Here is a 16,304-nt window from a genome sequence, read left to right as displayed (position 1 = left end):
ACGGGATGAGTTCGCGTTCTACCTGCCCCTGCCGATCAGCCCGGACGAGGCCGAGCGACTGAAGGAGCTGCTCAGAGCCGGCCGACGTCCGTGATGGTCACGGCCGCCTCGCCCAGCTCGTCCGACGCCGCGAGGTCGACCTCGGCGTTGAAGCCCCAGTCCTTGTCACCCGCCGGGTCCTCGAAGATCTGCCGGCACACCCAGCGCTCGCGTTCGACGTTGATGATCAGGAACGCCGGGCCGCGCGCGTTCGGGCCCGCGCCGATGTCCGAGTGCTCCTCGAAGTACGGCTCGAGGGCGTCCATCCACTCCTTGGCCGTCCAGCCCGACTCGTGGTCGAGCTCGCCCAGCGAGTACCAGTCGCGTTTCGCGGCCAGTTCGACGCGGCGGAACAGCGCGTTGCGGACCAGCACGCGGAACGCGCGGACGTTGCGGGTGACCGCGGGCGGCAGGTCGACGCGCACTTCTTCGTTGGGCGCGTCGGGGTTGGTGAGCTTCTCCCACTCGTCGATCAGCGACGAGTCGACCTGGCGGACGAGCTCGCCCAGCCACGAGATCAGGTCGTTGAGCTCCTCGGTCTTCGCCTCCTCCGGCACCGTCTGCGACAGCGCCTTGTAGGCGTCGGCCAGGTACCGCAGCACCAGGCCCTCGGAGCGCGCCAGGCCGTAGAACGACACGTACTCCGTGAACGTCATCGCGCGCTCGTACATGTCGCGCACGACGGCCTTGGGGGACAGTTTGTAGTCATCGACCCACGGGTGGCCGCGGCGGTAGGTGAACATCGCCGCGTCGAGCAGCTCGACGAGCGGCTTCGGGTACGTGACCTCGTCCAGCAGCTCCATGCGCTGGTCGTACTCGATGCCGTCGGCCTTCATCGCGCCGATCGCCTCGCCGCGCGCCTTGTGCTCCTGCGCGCCCAGGATCTGCCTCGGGTCGTCCAGAATGGACTCGATCACCGACAGCACGTCCAGCTCGTAGCCCGGCGCCTCGCGGTCCAGCAGCTCGATCGCGGCCAGCGCGAACGGTGACAGCGGCTGGTTCAGCGCGAAGTTGAACTGCAGGTCGACGGTCAGGCGGAAGTCGTCGCCGTCGCGTTCGACCACGCCCGCCGCGACCAGCGCCCGGTACATCGCCAGCGCGCGCCGGATGTGCCGGAGCTGCTTCGGGCGGTCCTCGTGGTTGTCCTCGAGCAGGTGCCGCATGGCTGCGAACGCGCCACCGCCGGAGCGGCCGATGACGTTCAGCAGCATCGCGTGCGAGACCTGGAACGACGAGGTCAACGGCTCCGGTTCGGCGCCGACGAGCCGTTCGAACGTCGACTCGCTCCACGAGACGAACCCGTCCGGGGCCTTCTTGCGCACGACCTTGCGGCGCTTCTTCGGGTCGTCGCCCGCCTTGGCGAGCGCCTTGATGTTCTCGACCTCGTGCTCGGGCGCCTGCACGACGACCGTGCCCACCGTGTCGTAGCCCGCGCGGCCCGCCCGGCCGGCGATCTGGTGGAACTCGCGCGCCTTCAGGATCCGCGTGCGGGTGCCGTCGTACTTCGACAGCGCGGTGAAGACGACCGTGCGGATCGGGACGTTGATGCCGACGCCGAGCGTGTCCGTGCCGCAGATGACCTTCATCAGGCCCGCCTGCGCGAGCTGCTCGACCAGGCGCCGGTACTTGGGCAGCATGCCGGCGTGGTGCACGCCGATGCCGTGCCGCACGAGCCGCGACAGCGTCTTGCCGAACCCGGACGAGAAGCGGAAGTTGCCGATCGTCTCGGCGATCGCTTCCTTCTCCTGCTTCGAGCAGACGTTCACGCTCATCAGCGACTGCGCGCGCTCCAGCGCGGCGGCCTGGGTGAAGTGCACGACGTAGATCGGCGCCTCACGGCCGTGCAGCAGGTCTTCGATCGTCTCGTGCAACGGCGTGGAGACGTACTGGAAGTTCAACGGCACCGGGCGCTGCGCCGAGCGGACCACCGCGGTCGGGCGGCTGGTGCGCCGGGTCAGGTCCTTCTCGAAGAACGCGACGTCGCCCAGCGTCGCCGACATCAGCAGGAACTGGGCCTGCGGCAGCTCGACGATCGGCACCTGCCAGGCCCAGCCGCGGTCCGGCTCGCTGTAGAAGTGGAACTCGTCCATCACGACCTGGCCGACGTCGGCCGTGTGGCCGTCGCGCAGGGCGATGTTCGCGAGGATCTCCGCGGTGCAGCAGATGATGGGCGCCTGGTCGTTGACGCTGGCGTCGCCGGTCATCATGCCGACGTTCTCCGGGCCGAACACCTCGCACAGCGCGAAGAACTTCTCCGAGACCAGCGCCTTGATCGGCGCGGTGTAGAAGCTGCGCTGGTTGGCCGCCATGGCGACGAGGTGGGCACCGATGGCCACCAGGCTCTTGCCGGACCCGGTGGGCGTGCTGAGGATGACGTTGGCCCCGGAAACGAGTTCGATGACCGCCTCCTCCTGCGCCGGGTACAGCGCCAGGCCGCGCTCGGCGGCCCAGTGGGAGAAGGTGTCGAACAGTTCGTCTTCGTCGGCGATCGAGGTGAGCCGGTCCGTAAGTGCAGTCATCGCGGGTGAACTATAGGTGGTACGCGTACTCGGTGAACTCCCAGTCGGTCACGAACCGCTGGAAGCGGGCCACCTCCTCCCACTTGAAGTCCACATAGGACCGCACGAAGTCCTTGCCCAGCACCTCGACCATGGAGGTGTCCTCCTCCAGATAGGCGAGTGCGTCCGGCAGCGTGGCGGGCAGCGTCGGCGCCTTCGACGGGTCGTACCCGTACCCGGCGGACGGCCGCGGCGGCTCGATCCGGTCGCGAATGCCCAGGTAGGTGGCCGCGATGAGGCCGGCGATGCCGAGGTAGGGGTTCGCGCTCGCGTCGCCGAGCCGCAGTTCGAGCCGGGTCGTCTCGCCGCGTTCGGCCGGCACCCGCAGCATCGCGCTGCGGTTGTCCAGGCCCCAGTCGATCAACCAGGGCGCGAGCGAGTCCGGACCGAACCGCTTGTAGGAGTTGACCGTCGGGTTGAGCAGCGCGGCCAGCGCGGGGGCGTGTTTGAGGATGCCGCCGATGGCCCAGCGCGCCTCGTCGCTCAGGCCGTGCGAGGTGCCCGTCGCCTGGAACGCGTTGCGGCCGTCCTTCTCGTGGCACGAGAGGTGCAGGTGGAAGCCCGATCCGCCGCCGTCGTTGAACGGTTTGGCCATGAACGTTGCCAGCCTGCCCTCGCGGCGGGCGAGCTCCTTCACGCTCGTTTTGAACCGGAACGCGCGATCGGCCGCGTCCATGGCCGGCGAATGGACGAGGTTGATTTCGAACTGCCCGCCCGCGTACTCGTGGTTGCCGCCGGTCGTCTGGAGCCCCGCCGAACTGAGCGTGCGAAGAGTTCTCAACAGATGACCGTCTGAATCGCCCCGGCGGCCCGTGGCGTACACGTTGCCCGGCTCGTCGCAGTAGGGCCGCCACCCGTTCGGGCGATCTTCGTCCGGTTCGCAGAGAAAATATTCCAACTCGGGACCGATCACCGGCGTCAGCCCCGTGGTCTCGAATATTTCCAGGGCTCTGCGCAGCACCTGCCGGGGCGATTCGTCGACGGGTCTTTCGTCAGCGGGGCTGACCGCGTCGCCGATGCACCACGCCACGCCCGGCTCCCACGGGATCGGGAGCAGCGTGTCCAGGTCGGGGACCACGATGACGTCGGGCAGCCCGGCGTCGAGCACACCCCCGTTCTCGGTGGTCTTGCCGCCGGGGGTGGTGCTGTAAACGGCCCGGCAGAACGACAGCCCGCGCTGCGTAACCGCTGGTAGATGCTCTACGAGGATGTCACGGCCCCGGTCCGTGCCCAGCAGGTCGGGAAAGACGACGCGCACGACGTCGATGCCGTCCTCGCCTAGCCTCGCCGCGAGTTCCCGTGTCACCTGTTCACCGACCACGTCGAACTACCTTTCCGGCACAGTGTGTCGCTGGCGCGGAGGGGATAACGTTGAGGGGCAAACGCTATCGACCGTCCGTGGAGCAAAGACCACGATCGATCCCAGTGGGGTGCTCCGCACTCATCGTCCACCACGAGGCAACAGTCCGTAACTGGACGGGTGACGACCGTCACGAGATCATGCACGATGTGGGATCGTGATCAAAGTGGTTGCGGACCGACTCGCACCACATCACAGACATAGTTCGGAACCGCAAGTATTGTGCCGGGAACACCTGAGCTCGAGCACGGGAGACTTTGAGTTGTCTGGTCACCACACGATTGCCGAGACCGAGAAAGCCGTCCAGGCCAAACTCGGTGCGGTGCCGCTGCATCGCGAGCAGATGGCGGCGGTGTCGAACATCCACCGCGCCGCTACCGCGATTCGCCAGCACCTCGAGAACTCGGTGCTGCGCACCAGCGATCTGACCTGGACCGGCTTCGTCGTGCTCTGGGTCGTGTGGATCTGGGGCGAGATGGAGACGCGCTACGTGGCCGAGGAGGCCGGGATCTCCAAGGGCACCCTGACCGGCGTCGCCAAGACGCTGCAGTCACGGGGCCTGCTGGAACGTCTCGGCCACCCGACCGACGGGCGCCTCGCGGTCCTGCGTCTCACCCCCGAGGGTGAGGAACTGATGGCCGACCTCTTCCCCAAGTTCAACGAGGAAGAGGTCTTCGTCTCCGACCCGCTGGAGTCGTCCGAGGCCCAGTCGCTGGCCGAGATGCTGCGCCGCATGGTGACGCACCTCGAGGCCAACGGCGAGCAGCGGCGGCTCGATCTGCGCGGAGACACGCCGTTGCCGCCGCGCCGATCCGGCCGGCGCGCCAAGCACGGCTGACATGGTCGCCTGAGGGGCGACTCACCTGGCCGGGGAATCACCGCCCCGACTTGGTGAGTCGCCCATTTCGGCGTTGGTTCTCAGCCCGCGGCCCTGATGGCGTCTGCAAGTACCGCCAACTCAAGGTCAACAGGCACTTTTCCGCTACCAACCCGCCATCCGGTCGCTTGCCGCACAGGTTGGGTGTGGTTGGCGGCGGTTTGATCAAGAGTTGGTGGTACTTGCAGACGCCGGGGGTCAGAGCAGGCTCAGCACCCGCGCGTGCAGCGTGTCCAGGTAGTCCTCGGACTCCGGCTTCATCAGCACGCTGCGCAGCACCCGCGCACCGTCCACGTCGGCCACCACCTCGGGGTGCCGCGCCGCGAACGCAGACTTCGACGCCCGTGCCACGCTCAGGAACACCGGGTCGACCGGCGCGTTCATGCCCGCCTCCATGACCCTGTGCGAGGCGGCGTCCACCGCCGACAGCGTCAGAGGGCTGGTCCGCGGGAAGTACGTGACGATGTCGAGCTCGGGCTCCTGGTAGAGCTCGAGCTCGTCCGACTCGCGGATGATCGACGCCCACCGGACGGCCGCCCGCCGTCCGGCCGCCAGCACCTCGCCCAGGCCGTCGCGGGTCAGCGGGAGCAGCCGCAGCGTCAGCCAGAGGCCGGCGGCCGCCGCGCCGGCGCGGGAGCACTCCAGGCTGATCTCGCCCAGGTGCATCTCGTCGGACGTGAAGTAGGTGTAGGGGGAGTCGTGCAGGTAGAAGCGGCCCACGGAAGGGTCGCGGAACAGCACGGCGCCGCAGCCGTAGGGCTGTAGGCCGTGCTTGTGGGGGTCCACCACCACGGAGTCGCACGAGCCGATGGCCTCCCACGGCTCGGGCGCGAGATCGGTGCCCGCGAGCAACGTGAAGAAGCCGCCGTACGCGGCGTCTACGTGCACCCGTGCGTCGTAGCGCCGTGCGACGTCCAGCACGAGATGCACCGGTTCGATGGCGCCCAAAGCGGTGGTTCCCGGGGTGACGACGACCGTGCCGACCTTGCCGGAACGCAGGAGCTCTTCGAGGGCGTCCAGATCCATGCGGCCGAGGCCGTCCACGGGCACCGGGTGGCCCTCGATGCCGAGCACGCCGCACATCCGTGAGTGCGTGTAGTGCGCCTCGGAGGAGTAGGCGACACCGCGCGAGGGGTGCAACGAACGCGCGACGAACAGCGCCTCCAGGTTGGCGATCGTGCCGCTGGAGGTCAGGTGGCCGAGGTGCTCGTCGCCGTAACCGAACATGTGCGCCAGCCCGGAGACGACCTCGCGCTCCATCGCGGCCGTCGCGGGGCCGCCGTCCAGGGCGTGGTTGTTCGGGTTGATCAGCATCGCGGACAGGTAGCCCACGACGGCCGCCGGGTGCGGCGGCTTGAGCATCTGGCCCGCGTAGCGCGGGTGGAAGAACGGGTAGTTGTCGCGCAGCCGGTCCTGCAGTTCGGCCAGCGCCGAGCCGAAGAGCGCCGGGTCGACCTGCAGGGACGAGTGGGGTGCGTAGGAGCCGTAGTCGGCTGTCCACTTCTCGTGGTTGGCCAGCGCCTCGTTGAGCCAGTGCTGAAGATCCACCGTGCACACCCCACTCGTCCACACAATCCGAATGTTCGAATTTGGACGTTACGGCAGTCCCCAGCGCGCCGACGAGCCGTTCGCCGTCACATCGCGTGCTGAGACGTTGGGCCGAGTGCCGCGGCGCGAAACGACGGCGCTCTGACCTCGGCGAAGCGGGATTTCGATGGCGGAACCGCGGGTCTTGTAGTCCAGTCGGCGGCCCCACGAGTCCCGCACGTCGATCTCACCGGTGATCCCGTGGTCGAGGACCAGCGGCGAACCGGCCTCCGAGTGGACCTGGACCCAGTCGGTGCGGCCGGAAGACCGTGAAGCGTCCACAAGGAACGCGCCTTGCGTCCTAAGTGAGCTGATCGACGCGTCCGCCCAAGTGGACGAAACGGACGGAAAGACGCGCACGACGTCGTTGTGCGACTGGACCATCATCTCCAGCACGGCCTGACCGGACATCAACGGCGACTCGATCGCGAGATTGCCGCCCTCGCGGTAGAAGGTGTTCTCGGTCAGCACGGCGTTCGTGCCGACCTGCTTGCGGTCCAGGAAGTAGCGCAGGAACGACAGCGCCTCCTCCGGCCTGCCCATCGCCGACGCCATCGCGGACGCGGCGCCGTAGCTGTAGCCCGCCCACGCCCCCTGCCGCGACACCCAGTGGTCGAACGTCTTCGCGATCAGCTCGCGGTGCTCCGGCATGTCCCACGTCAGTTCGCGCAACGGGTAGAACCACAGCATGTGCGAGAAGTGGCGGTGCGAGTCGTTCAACGACACGTCCTTGCCGATCAGCACGCCGTTCGGACCCTGGCTGTAGGGCACGAGCCTGTTCAACACATCGCGCCAACGCGCGTTTTCCTCAATGGACAGCAACGTCCGCACGCCCCAGCGGATCAGCGACAGGTCGTACGTCGTGTCTGTCGCGTTCGCGTACTCCGGCGAACGCGTCTCCGGCAGGTGCAGCTTGCCGTCGGCGCCCTCGACGAGGAACCGCGCGTAGTAGTTCACCGCCTTGGTCAGGATCGGGAACAGCACGTCGGAGAGGATCTTCTTGTCCATCGTGTGCCGGTAGCCCAGCCACACGTTGTGGCAGGCCCACAGAAGATTGCCCGTATGGTCGTTCGGCGCCACACCTGGCACACCGCAGTAGCGCGGCCCCGAGCGCAACGTGCGGTCGCCGGGGTGGCAGATCGCGTACGAGTTGCCGTCGCGGTAAGCCGGGTTCACGTTCAGTTCGAGGTGGTGCTCGAACCGCTTCAACGTCGTGGTCACCGCGTCGAGCTCGTGGTGGTTCGAGCCGTTGATCAGCGGATACGAGATCTGGACGTTGAGGTTCCACCACACGGCCGTCCAGCTGTTGCCCTGCTCGGGGAACCACGGGCCCCACTCGGAGATGACGGGCGCGTCGTTGCGGGTGGCGGCGGCCATCTTGTAGAGCTGCGCCCAGTAGAAGCGCTGCACGAGCTTGTCCGGCACGGACACCAGCGACTTGCTGAAGTAGGCGTTCCACCAGCGGCGATGCTGCAGGGTCAGCACCTCGAACGGGATCGACAACGCCTGACGCACCTCACGGATCGCGTCGGACGTGTGCGTGTCCGCGGGGTGTGTGTATGCCACGTGGGCCGCGAAACGGCCGTTGCGGGTCTGCCAGGCCGTTGTGTAGCCACCGCCGGCGTGCAGCGGTTGTGCGGCATAGGAGACGCCGTTGGCCGCGCCCAGGGTCGCGTCGGGGTTGGCCGTGTACTCCGGTGGCTTGCGGATCGTGCGGGTCGTCGCCGACTGGAGCGGCTGGAAGCCCCAGGTGACGTCGCCTTTGACGTTCGCGAGGAACGTGCTGCGGCTGTTGTGCACGAGCATCGTGAACGTCGCGCTGCCCTGGGTGGTCGTCACCGAGCCCGTGAGCTCGGCGTTCCACAGGTCGAGCGTCCAGTCGACGGCGGTGATCGCGCCGGCGAAAGCCAGGGTCAGGTACCCGATCGGCAGCCGGGAGAGCCCGACCGCGGCCTCCCAATGCTCGCGCTGGTCCTGCACCTCGGAGTGGCTGAGCATGAGCTTCAGCTCGTTCGGGGTGCGGCCCGCGTAGACCTGGACGCCGAGGAAGCCGTTGGCGAGGAACGGGCTGTCGCCCCAGTTCTTCGGCAGTTGCCTCCACTCCATGCGGGCATCGCGGACCACGTCCCGATGCACGGACGAGCTTCCGTGGTGACCCGATGTCTGGGGCTGATCCGGGGCTGCGGCCGCGACTCCTCCGCTGAGTGCGGAGGCTCCCACGGCCGCGCCCGTACCGTACAGAAACGTTCTACGCGACAGCTCTGTCACTGTTCGTCCCTCCGTGCCGTGGCGGCGGCGGAAGGATCTAACCGCAGAAGTCATCGGATGACTAGGGCAGCTCGAAGCCTGCGTCGGTCAGCGCGGCGCGTGCCTGCCCGCTGAAAACGAAGTCGTAGAACTTCTTGGCTTCTGGCGAACCGGACACGATCGTGATCGGGAACTTGAGGTCAGGGAGCACCGGCACGGCGAAGAGTCCGAGGGAGGGCTTCGCGTCGGTGGCGTACGCGAACGCCGAGTCGACCTCGCCCGTCGTCAGCTTGGCGAGCGTCTCCTTGGAGTCCTGTCCGACCGCTTTCGGCGCGGGCAGGCCGGCGTCCTTCAGCGCGAGCTTCGCCGCGGCACCACAGGGCGCCTCCTCGGCGCACATCGCGAACGACGTCTGCGGATTCCACCGAGGCGAGAGCGTGACGTTTTTCGGGTTGCCCTGCGCCGCCGCGAGCACCAGCCGGTTCACCGCGAAGACCTTCGACTCGGTCTTCATGGTGTCGGGGCTCGCGGACGCGAAGACGTCGACGTCCGCTCCCAGCTGCTTCTCCAGCGCCGAGCCGGCGCCGAAGAGGAACTCGACCTCGATGCCCTGCGAGGCCTCGAAGTCCTTGCCGATCTTCGTGAACGCCTCGGTGAGCGCCGTGTCCGCGTACACCGTGAGCGGCCTGTCCTCAGGACGCGGCCGGTCGGCCTCCGGTGCAGGTGAACAGGCCGCCAGTGCGGCCACGAGAAGTAAAACCCCGCGCTTCATGAACCGAACCCCCCCAGGTCGTCGAACAAAAGTTAGCACCAGGTGTGATTGAAATCGTTGTTGCATACGTCTGGCCGTAACGGGGTGGTGGCAATTAGCGTGCCGGGTATGTCACCTGTTGCCATGCACATGAGCGACGGTCTGCTGAACGCGCCGGTCTCGGTCGCCTTCCTCGTCGTCGCGGCGGTGGGCGTCGGTTTCGCGCTGATCAAGTCCCGCGCGGACCTCGACGACCGCACGGCGCCGATGGCGGGCCTGGTGGCCACGTTCATCTTCGCGGTCCAGATGATCAACTTCCCGATCCTGCCCGGCGCCTCCGGTCACCTGCTCGGCGGCGCGCTCGCGGCGATCCTGGTCGGCCCGTACGTCGGCGCGCTGTGCGTGACGATCGTGCTGGTGGTGCAGGCGCTGCTGTTCGCGGACGGGGGCCTGACCGCGCTCGGCGCCAACGTCACCAACATGGCGCTGATCGGCACCGCGACCGGGTTCCTCGTCGCCGTCGCGCTGCGCAAGGTCGCCGAACGGGGCAAGGGCGGTCTCGCGGCTGTCGCGTTCGTCTCGGCGTTCATCAACACCGTGGTCGCCGCGACCGGCTTCGTCGTCGAGTACGCGATCGGTGGTGCCGGTGGCGTCGAGATCGGCAAGGTCGCGCTGCTGATGTGGGGCCTGCACGCGTTGATCGGCATCGGTGAGGGCCTGATCACCGCTGTCACCGTCACGTCGGTCGCCGCGATCCGGCCCGATCTCGTCTATTTGCTGCGCGGCACCAAGAAGCCGCTGGAGGTGCGGTCGTGAAGAAGTTCTTCATCGGGTTCGCGGTGGTGTCGCTGCTGATCGCGGGCGTCCTGTCGTACTTCGCGTCCGGCTCGCCCGACGGTCTGGACAAGACGGTCGAGGACACCGGCATCGCCGAGCACGCGCGGGAACACCCGTTCGCGGGCAGCACGTTCGCCGACTACGCGTTCGGCGGTGACGACAGGTTCACCGGCCTCGCGGGTGTGCTGGGTGTCGTTGTGGTGCTGGCGGTGTCGTTCGGCCTGTTCTGGTTGCTGCGCAAGAAGTCCGACGCCCAGAAGTCCGACGCCCAGAAGTCCGACGCGCGGTGAGCGGCGGCCACGACGTCCTGCACCACGCCGGCGACTCGCCGGTGCACCGCCTCGCGCCCCACGTGAAGATCCTCGTGGCGTTCGGTGCGGTGCTGGGCGTCGTGGCGACCCCGCGCACGCTGTTCCCGCTGTTCGGCCTGTACCTGCTGGTGATCGTCGCGGTGTGGGCCGTCGCGCGCGTTCCCGCGCTGTGGTTCGTGAAGCGCGCGGTGATCGAGGTGCCGTTCGTGGTGCTGGCGTTCCTGCTGCCGATCTTCGGCACGGACCCGCGCACCGACGTTCTGGGCTTCTCGGTGTCCGTCGAAGGCTCCTTGGCGGGCTGGAACATCCTCGCCAAGGGCACGCTGGGTGTCCTGGTCAGCCTCACCCTGGCCGCCACGACGGCGCCGGGCGACCTGCTGCGCGGCCTGCAGACCCTGAAGGTCCCGGCCCCGCTGATCATGATCGCCACCCTGATGCTCCGCTACGGCGAAGTCGTCGTGGGGGAAGCGAAACGCATGCGGGTGGCCCGCATCTCCCGCGGCGACGACCCCCGTTTCCTCTGGCAGGCGGGCGCCACCGCACGCGCGGTCGGCACACTGTTCATCCGGTCCTACGAACGCGGAGAGAGGGTGCACCTCGCGATGGTGTCGCGCGGCTGGACGGGCAGGCCCTCGGGCTCGGCGACGATCGTCGCGGAAACCCCGGCCGCACCGGCCCTGGAGGTCTCCAAGCTGGCCTTCGCCTACCCGGACGGGCACCAGGCGCTGTTCGGCGTCGACCTGCGCGTCGAACACGGTGAACGGGTCGCGGTCCTCGGCCCGAACGGCGCCGGCAAGACCACGTTCGCCCTGCACCTCAACGGAGTGCACTCCGGCGGCTCCGGCACCGTCTCGATCGCCGGCCTGGAGGTCTCGAAGCGGAACCTGCGCGAGATCCGCCGCCGCGTCGGCCTGGTCTTCCAGGATCCCGACGACCAGCTGTTCTGCCCGACCGTGCGCGAGGACGTGGCGTTCGGCCCGCAGAACTTCGGTCTGTCCGATGTGGACGCACGAGTCGCGAGGGCGCTGGGCGCCGTCGGCATGGAGTCCGTGGCCGACCGCTCGCCCCTGCACCTCTCCGGCGGCCAGCGCCGACGTGTCGCGCTCGCGTCCGTGCTGGCGTGCGACCCGGAGATCCTGGTGCTCGACGAACCTTCCGCGAACCTCGAACCCGTGGCGCGCAGGGAGTTGGCCGAACTGCTGCTGAGCCTGGGCCGCACGATGCTGATGGTCACGCACGACCTGCCGTTCGCGCTGCAGATCTGCCCCCGCAGCGTGCTGATCGACGACGGCGTGGTCGTGGCGGACGGCCCGACCCGCGAGATCCTCGCCGACGCCGACCTGCTCGCCCGGCACCGCCTGGAACTGCCCTACGGCTTCCGGCTCGACTGAAGCCCGCTCAGCACGATCTCCAGCAGCACCGCGGGATTCGCACCCTCGTGCATGCTCTGCAACATCCCCTTCATCAACACCACCAGGTCGGTGGCCGTGACGTCGGTTCTGACCGCGCCCGCCTCCTGCGCGCGCTGGAGCAGTCCGCCCAACGCCGCGTGCAGACCCTTGCGCAGGTCGGGTGAGATGGTGATCGCGTCGGACAGGTCCCGCTTCACCGCCGCCTCGTCCGCCATCCTGCGGAGAAACGCGAACAGCGCCTGCTCGGGGTCTTCCGCGGGTTCCGCGGCCGACGCGATCATGGCCGCCACCCTCGTCTCCGTGACGGCCTGGAACAGCGCCTGTTTCGTGGGGAAGTGGCGGTAGACCGTGCCGGGCCCGACGCCGGCCCTCGTCGCGATCTCGTCCAGCGGCACCTCGTAACCGTGTTCCGCGAACAACTCCCGCGCCGCCTCCAGCACCTTCTCGCGGTTCCGCGCCGCGTCGGCCCTCATCGTTGCCAACCGGGGCGTGCGTTCCGTATCGTCCTAACCGGGGTCACCGTTCCGATTCTAGAGATGGGGGCACGACAGATGACGCGCACACCCGAGGAGATCGTCGAGCACGTTCGCGGCATGGTGGCGGGGGAGGAGACGCACGGGCAGTTCGCCGACCTCTTCGCCGAGGACGGAGTGATGGCGTACCGCTTCGCGACCGCGTTCCAGCCGGAGGAGATCAAGGGACGCGAGGAGATCCGCGCGTACTTCGGCAAGGTCCGCGGCGCGGCCGTGCGAGACAAGATCGAGGTGCGCAGTGTCGAGGCGCAGTGCTGGCGCACCAACGACCCCGACGTGGCCGTCGCCGAGATCACGCACCGCGGCTGGTCGAAGGTGAAGCAGGACTACTACACGTTCACGGCCGTCGCGATCATCCACTTGCGCGACGGCGAGATCGTGCGTTACGACGACTACATGAACCCGCTGCTGCTCACGGAACTTCTCGGAGTCTGACCGTGGACTGGCTGCCGGCCTGGTGCGCTGCACACCTGGGGAGCGCGCCGGTCGGCGTGCTGTTCGAGCGACGGTCGATCTCGGAGGTCGTCGGCCTGCGACTGGCCGACGGGCGAGACGTAGTGGTGAAGGCACGGATCGATGACGGTCGGGCAGCGTCGTGCCTGGAAGCACAGACCGTGCTGGCTGAACGGGGTTTTCCGTGTCCCCGGCCGATCACGCCGTTGGTCGCCGTCGGCGCGTTGGCCGTGCACGCCGAAGACTTCCTGCCCGGCGGCGAAGTGCTGCGCGGCGACACTCCGGACATCGCCGAACGCTACGCCGCCGTCTTCGCCCGGCTGATGGCAGAACTGTCCGTCGTCACCGTCCCGCCACCGCTGCCGAACCCGCGCTGGTCGCGCTGGGACCACACCGACACCGGGCTCTGGCCGGTGATCGACTTCCTCGACGCGCGCGACCAGAGCGTGGTGCCCGAACACGTCACCGACTCGGCCGAGCGCGTGCGCAAACGGTTGCTGGCCACCGATCTGCCGTGCGTGCTGGGCCACGCCGACTTCGAGGCGCAGAACCTGCGGTGGCGGGACGGCGAGGTGTGGGCCGTGCACGACTGGGACAGCCTGGCCTGGCAACCCGAGGCGGCGTTGGTGGGTGCGGCGTCCGGTGCGTTCGCCAACGATCCGCCGCCGTCGCTGGTCCCGGTGGAGAGTTCCGCGGCGTTCCTCGTGGCGTATCAGGAGTTTCGGGGGCGCGCGTTCACCGCGGAGGAGCAGGAGATCGCGTGGGCGGCGAGCCTGTGGACCGCGCTGCACAACGCACGGTGGGAAGTGCTGCACGGGGACGCTCCGGTGTCTCTCAACGCCGTTCGTGAGCAAGCGGCTGAACGATTGCGCCGTGCGGCCGCATAGGGCGTGACAGGATCGCGGTGTGATCGATTTCAGGACTCCGGCATCGCCGCGGACCATCCAGGTCGTCACCGACTGGGTGTGGGGCTGGGCGTTGTCCCGCGGCACCCCGGATCCCGTGCAGGAACCCGACGGCTACCGCATCGACGTCGGCCTGCCCGAACACCGGGTGCGCCACGTCCTGCTGGAACCGGGCTCGGCCGGCCCACGTGCCGCGGGACTCACCGAACCCGGCTCCTGGCTGAAGGTCTGCGGCTCGGCCGAGCACGTGAGGCCCGCGCTGAGTTCGAGATGGACGATCGGTGCGCCGGAGTATCTGATGAGCACCGAGCTGGGGACTCGGCAGACCATCACCCCGCCGGATCACTACACCGTGGAAACGCACAGCACCGGCGACGTGCACGATGCCGTCGTCCGCACCGATGGCGGCGAGTTCGCAGCCAAGGGACGGGTCGCGGTGCGGGGGAGCGCTGCCGTCATCGACGTGGTGGAGACCGGCCCCGCGCATCGCAGGCGCGGTCTCGGCAGAGTCGTCATGTCCGAACTGTCGCGCGTCGCCGAGGACCGTGGCGCGGTGCGCGCCGTGCTGGTCGCCACGGAAGCAGGGCTCGCGTTGTACGAGAAGCTCGGGTGGACGGTCGAATCACCGATCACCGCCGCGCATCTGGCGGCTTAGCCGGCCGCGCGCCGCCGACGCTCTGCCAGCACCGCGGCCAGGTACGGATGCGGGTGCGTGTACTCGACGCGCGGCGACCGGATCGCGGTACCGACGTCGTCCGCCAGCCGCGCCCCCAGTTCCCACCGGGCCTTCTCGCTCAACTCGTGATATCGGCTCAGGTACTGCCGCGCCGCCAGCACCAGTTCGTCCGGCAGCTGCGACAGGTCCAGGCCGCGCGCCCAGTCGGCCAGCTGCGGCGGCATCTCGGCGAGTTCCACGGTCTGCGCCGGCACGCGCGTGCGGATGACCAAAGTGCCTGCGAGGTAGTCGCCGACGCGCTTGCCCTTCGGCGAGAACAGTGACGTGAACAGCGCCACCGCGCCGCCTAGGCCGAGGGCCCAGAAGTCGATGAAGAAGCCGCCCAGAGCGCGCACCAGGGCGTGCCGGAAGCGGATCGCGCCGCCGTCGTCGCGCACCACGCGCAGGCCCATGATCAGCTTGCCGAGCGAACGGCCGCGGGACAGCGACTCGACGGCGGTCGGGTAGCCGATCAGCACGAGGACGGTCAGCGTCAGGGCGAGAGCGGACTGCAGCGCGTCGTCGAAGCCGATCGGTGTGATCAGGAAGGCGAGCAGCAGCAGGCCGAACTGCACGGCCACGTCGAACACGAACGCGACGGCCCTGCTCGCGAGTTGTGCGACGCGCAGGTCCAGAACTACGGCTTCACCGGTGACGAGGTCCCCCACGCGGATAGTGTGACTCATCGTGGATCTGGACGTGTTCATCGAGCGCCACCGCGCGTCGTGGCAGCGGCTCGAGCAGCTCGTGAAGCGGTCCGGCCGGCTCAGCGGGGCCGAGGCCGACGAGCTGATCGAGCTGTACCAGCGCGTCACGACACACCTGTCGATCGTGCGCAGCCAGACCCCGGACCCGGCCACCGTGGAACGGTTGTCGTCGCTGGTCGCGCAGGCACGGTCGGCGCTGACGGGCACGCACACGCCGGCGTTCAAGGTGTTCACGCGGTTCTTCACGCACCGGCTGCCCGCCGCGATCTACCTCGGCTGGCGCTGGTGGGTGCCGGCCGGAGTGGTGTTCTACCTGATCACGGGCGTGATGGCGGCGTGGATCGCGGCCAACCCGGACGTGCAGGCGACCATCGCCGCGCCGGACGAGCTGCGCGAGATGACCAAGGTCGGCGGCGGGTACGAGGCCTACTACTCCAGCGACCCGGCCGGGTCGTTCGCGGCGAAGGTGTGGACGAACAACGCCTGGGTCGCCGCCACCTGCCTGTTGCTGGGCGTGCTGTTCGCGATCCCGCCGATCTACCTGCTCTTCACCAACGCCCTCAACCTCGCCGTCGGCGTCGGGCTGATGTTCGGTGCCGGGCGGGGCGCGGAGTTCCTCGGGCTGCTCGCCCCGCACGGACTCCTGGAGCTGACGGCGGTGTTCGTCGCGGCGGGCATCGGCATGCGGCTGGGCTGGCAGGTGATCGACCCCGGCAAACGCACCCGCGGCGCCGCGCTTGCCGCCGAGGGGCGGGCGGTGGTGGCGGTGGCGCTCGGGCTCGTCGTGGTGTTGCTGGTTTCCGGTGTGCTGGAAGGGTTCGTGACGCCGTCCGGGCTGCCGACGTGGGCACGGGTCGGCATCGGGATCGTCGCTGAGGTGCTGTTCCTGCTGTACGTGTTCGTGATCGGACGTCGTGCCGCGCAACAGGGCGAGACGGGTGACGTGGACGCGAGTGAACGCGAGGACGTCGTTCCGGCGGCCGTCTAGAGCAACGCCATCGGCCGATTGGCG

15 protein-coding genes and 1 pseudogene are annotated in these 16,304 nt (G+C 68.7%); 9 read left to right on the top strand and 7 right to left on the bottom strand.

The window, feature by feature from the left end:
• Positions 1-71 precede the first annotated feature (71 nt).
• Both SK803_RS15455 and SK803_RS15450 read right to left on the bottom strand, forming a co-directional pair.
• A complete protein-coding gene (locus tag SK803_RS15455) occupies positions 72-2,558 on the bottom strand; it encodes a DEAD/DEAH box helicase (protein ID WP_319966670.1) in 2,487 nt (828 codons plus the stop codon).
• A gap of 10 nt (positions 2,559-2,568) precedes the next feature.
• Complete coding sequence (locus SK803_RS15450) at positions 2,569-3,918, bottom strand: glutamine synthetase family protein (RefSeq protein WP_319966669.1); 1,350 nt, start codon at positions 3,916-3,918, stop codon at positions 2,569-2,571.
• Positions 3,919-4,279: 361 nt separating this feature from the next.
• On the opposite strand from SK803_RS15450, the gene SK803_RS15445 reads away from it, so the two are divergent.
• Positions 4,280-4,795: a MarR family winged helix-turn-helix transcriptional regulator gene (locus SK803_RS15445; RefSeq protein WP_236219911.1), complete on the top strand. Its 516-nt coding sequence runs from the start codon at positions 4,280-4,282 to the stop codon at positions 4,793-4,795.
• A gap of 237 nt (positions 4,796-5,032) precedes the next feature.
• Here SK803_RS15445 and SK803_RS15440 read toward each other — a convergent pair whose 3' ends face one another.
• The 3 genes from SK803_RS15440 to modA form a co-directional block, all read right to left on the bottom strand.
• Positions 5,033-6,382, bottom strand: a complete 1,350-nt coding sequence (locus SK803_RS15440; RefSeq protein WP_319966668.1) for a pyridoxal phosphate-dependent decarboxylase family protein — start codon at positions 6,380-6,382, stop codon at positions 5,033-5,035.
• Between the two features lie 48 nt (positions 6,383-6,430).
• Entirely contained in the window at positions 6,431-8,527 is a 2,097-nt protein-coding gene (locus SK803_RS15435) for a glycosyl hydrolase family 95 catalytic domain-containing protein (RefSeq protein ID WP_319966667.1), read from the bottom strand.
• Between the two features lie 223 nt (positions 8,528-8,750).
• A complete protein-coding gene (gene modA, locus SK803_RS15430; protein ID WP_319966666.1) occupies positions 8,751-9,440 on the bottom strand; it encodes a molybdate ABC transporter substrate-binding protein in 690 nt (229 codons plus the stop codon).
• A 108-nt stretch (positions 9,441-9,548) separates the two neighbouring features.
• Here modA and SK803_RS15425 point away from each other — a divergent pair, with 108 nt between their 5' ends.
• The 4 genes and pseudogenes from SK803_RS15425 to SK803_RS15410 all read left to right on the top strand — a co-directional run bounded on the left by SK803_RS15425 (position 9,549) and on the right by SK803_RS15410 (position 11,958).
• A complete protein-coding gene (locus SK803_RS15425; protein ID WP_319966665.1) occupies positions 9,549-10,235 on the top strand; it encodes an energy-coupling factor ABC transporter permease in 687 nt (228 codons plus the stop codon).
• Positions 10,232-10,546, top strand: a complete 315-nt coding sequence (locus SK803_RS15420) for a PDGLE domain-containing protein (RefSeq protein WP_319966664.1) — start codon at positions 10,232-10,234, stop codon at positions 10,544-10,546. Before SK803_RS15425 ends, SK803_RS15420 begins: the two co-directional genes overlap by 4 nt.
• Positions 10,543-11,136, top strand: a pseudogene (locus SK803_RS15415) (energy-coupling factor transporter transmembrane component T family protein); the annotation flags it as partial. The gene SK803_RS15420 and the pseudogene SK803_RS15415, both read left to right, overlap by 4 nt.
• Before the next feature lie 33 nt (positions 11,137-11,169).
• Positions 11,170-11,958, top strand: a complete 789-nt coding sequence (locus SK803_RS15410) for an energy-coupling factor ABC transporter ATP-binding protein (protein ID WP_319966726.1) — start codon at positions 11,170-11,172, stop codon at positions 11,956-11,958.
• Here the strand turns inward: SK803_RS15410 and SK803_RS15405 are convergent.
• On the bottom strand, positions 11,937-12,452 hold the full coding sequence (locus SK803_RS15405) for a TetR/AcrR family transcriptional regulator (protein WP_319966663.1): 516 nt from the start codon (positions 12,450-12,452) through the stop codon (positions 11,937-11,939). The genes SK803_RS15410 and SK803_RS15405 overlap by 22 nt on opposite strands.
• 63 nt (positions 12,453-12,515) lie before the next feature.
• Between SK803_RS15405 and SK803_RS15400 the strand changes: the two genes are divergently transcribed.
• The 3 genes from SK803_RS15400 to SK803_RS15390 are packed head-to-tail and all read left to right on the top strand — an operon-like array spanning position 12,516 to position 14,525.
• On the top strand, positions 12,516-12,947 hold the full coding sequence (locus SK803_RS15400) for a nuclear transport factor 2 family protein (protein ID WP_319966662.1): 432 nt from the start codon (positions 12,516-12,518) through the stop codon (positions 12,945-12,947).
• A 2-nt stretch (positions 12,948-12,949) separates the two neighbouring features.
• On the top strand, positions 12,950-13,852 hold the full coding sequence (locus tag SK803_RS15395) for an aminoglycoside phosphotransferase/kinase family protein (protein WP_319966661.1): 903 nt from the start codon (positions 12,950-12,952) through the stop codon (positions 13,850-13,852).
• A 19-nt stretch (positions 13,853-13,871) separates the two neighbouring features.
• Complete coding sequence (locus tag SK803_RS15390) at positions 13,872-14,525, top strand: GNAT family N-acetyltransferase (RefSeq protein ID WP_319966660.1); 654 nt, start codon at positions 13,872-13,874, stop codon at positions 14,523-14,525.
• Here the strand turns inward: SK803_RS15390 and SK803_RS15385 are convergent.
• Positions 14,522-15,253 carry an RDD family protein gene (locus SK803_RS15385; RefSeq protein WP_319966659.1) on the bottom strand — a complete coding sequence of 244 codons (732 nt, stop codon included), beginning with the start codon at positions 15,251-15,253 and terminating at the stop codon, positions 14,522-14,524. The genes SK803_RS15390 and SK803_RS15385 overlap by 4 nt on opposite strands.
• A 19-nt stretch (positions 15,254-15,272) precedes the next feature.
• Between SK803_RS15385 and SK803_RS15380 the strand changes: the two genes are divergently transcribed.
• Positions 15,273-16,280 (top strand): stage II sporulation protein M, encoded by a 1,008-nt coding sequence (locus SK803_RS15380; protein WP_319966658.1) that lies wholly within the window; start codon positions 15,273-15,275, stop codon positions 16,278-16,280.
• Positions 16,281-16,304: the final 24 nt, after the last annotated feature.

It is taken from the genome of Lentzea miocenica (genome assembly GCF_033949945.1).
In the GTDB taxonomy this organism is placed as follows: domain Bacteria; phylum Actinomycetota; class Actinomycetes; order Mycobacteriales; family Pseudonocardiaceae; genus Lentzea; species Lentzea miocenica.
This window is presented reverse-complemented; position numbering and strand designations above follow the sequence as displayed.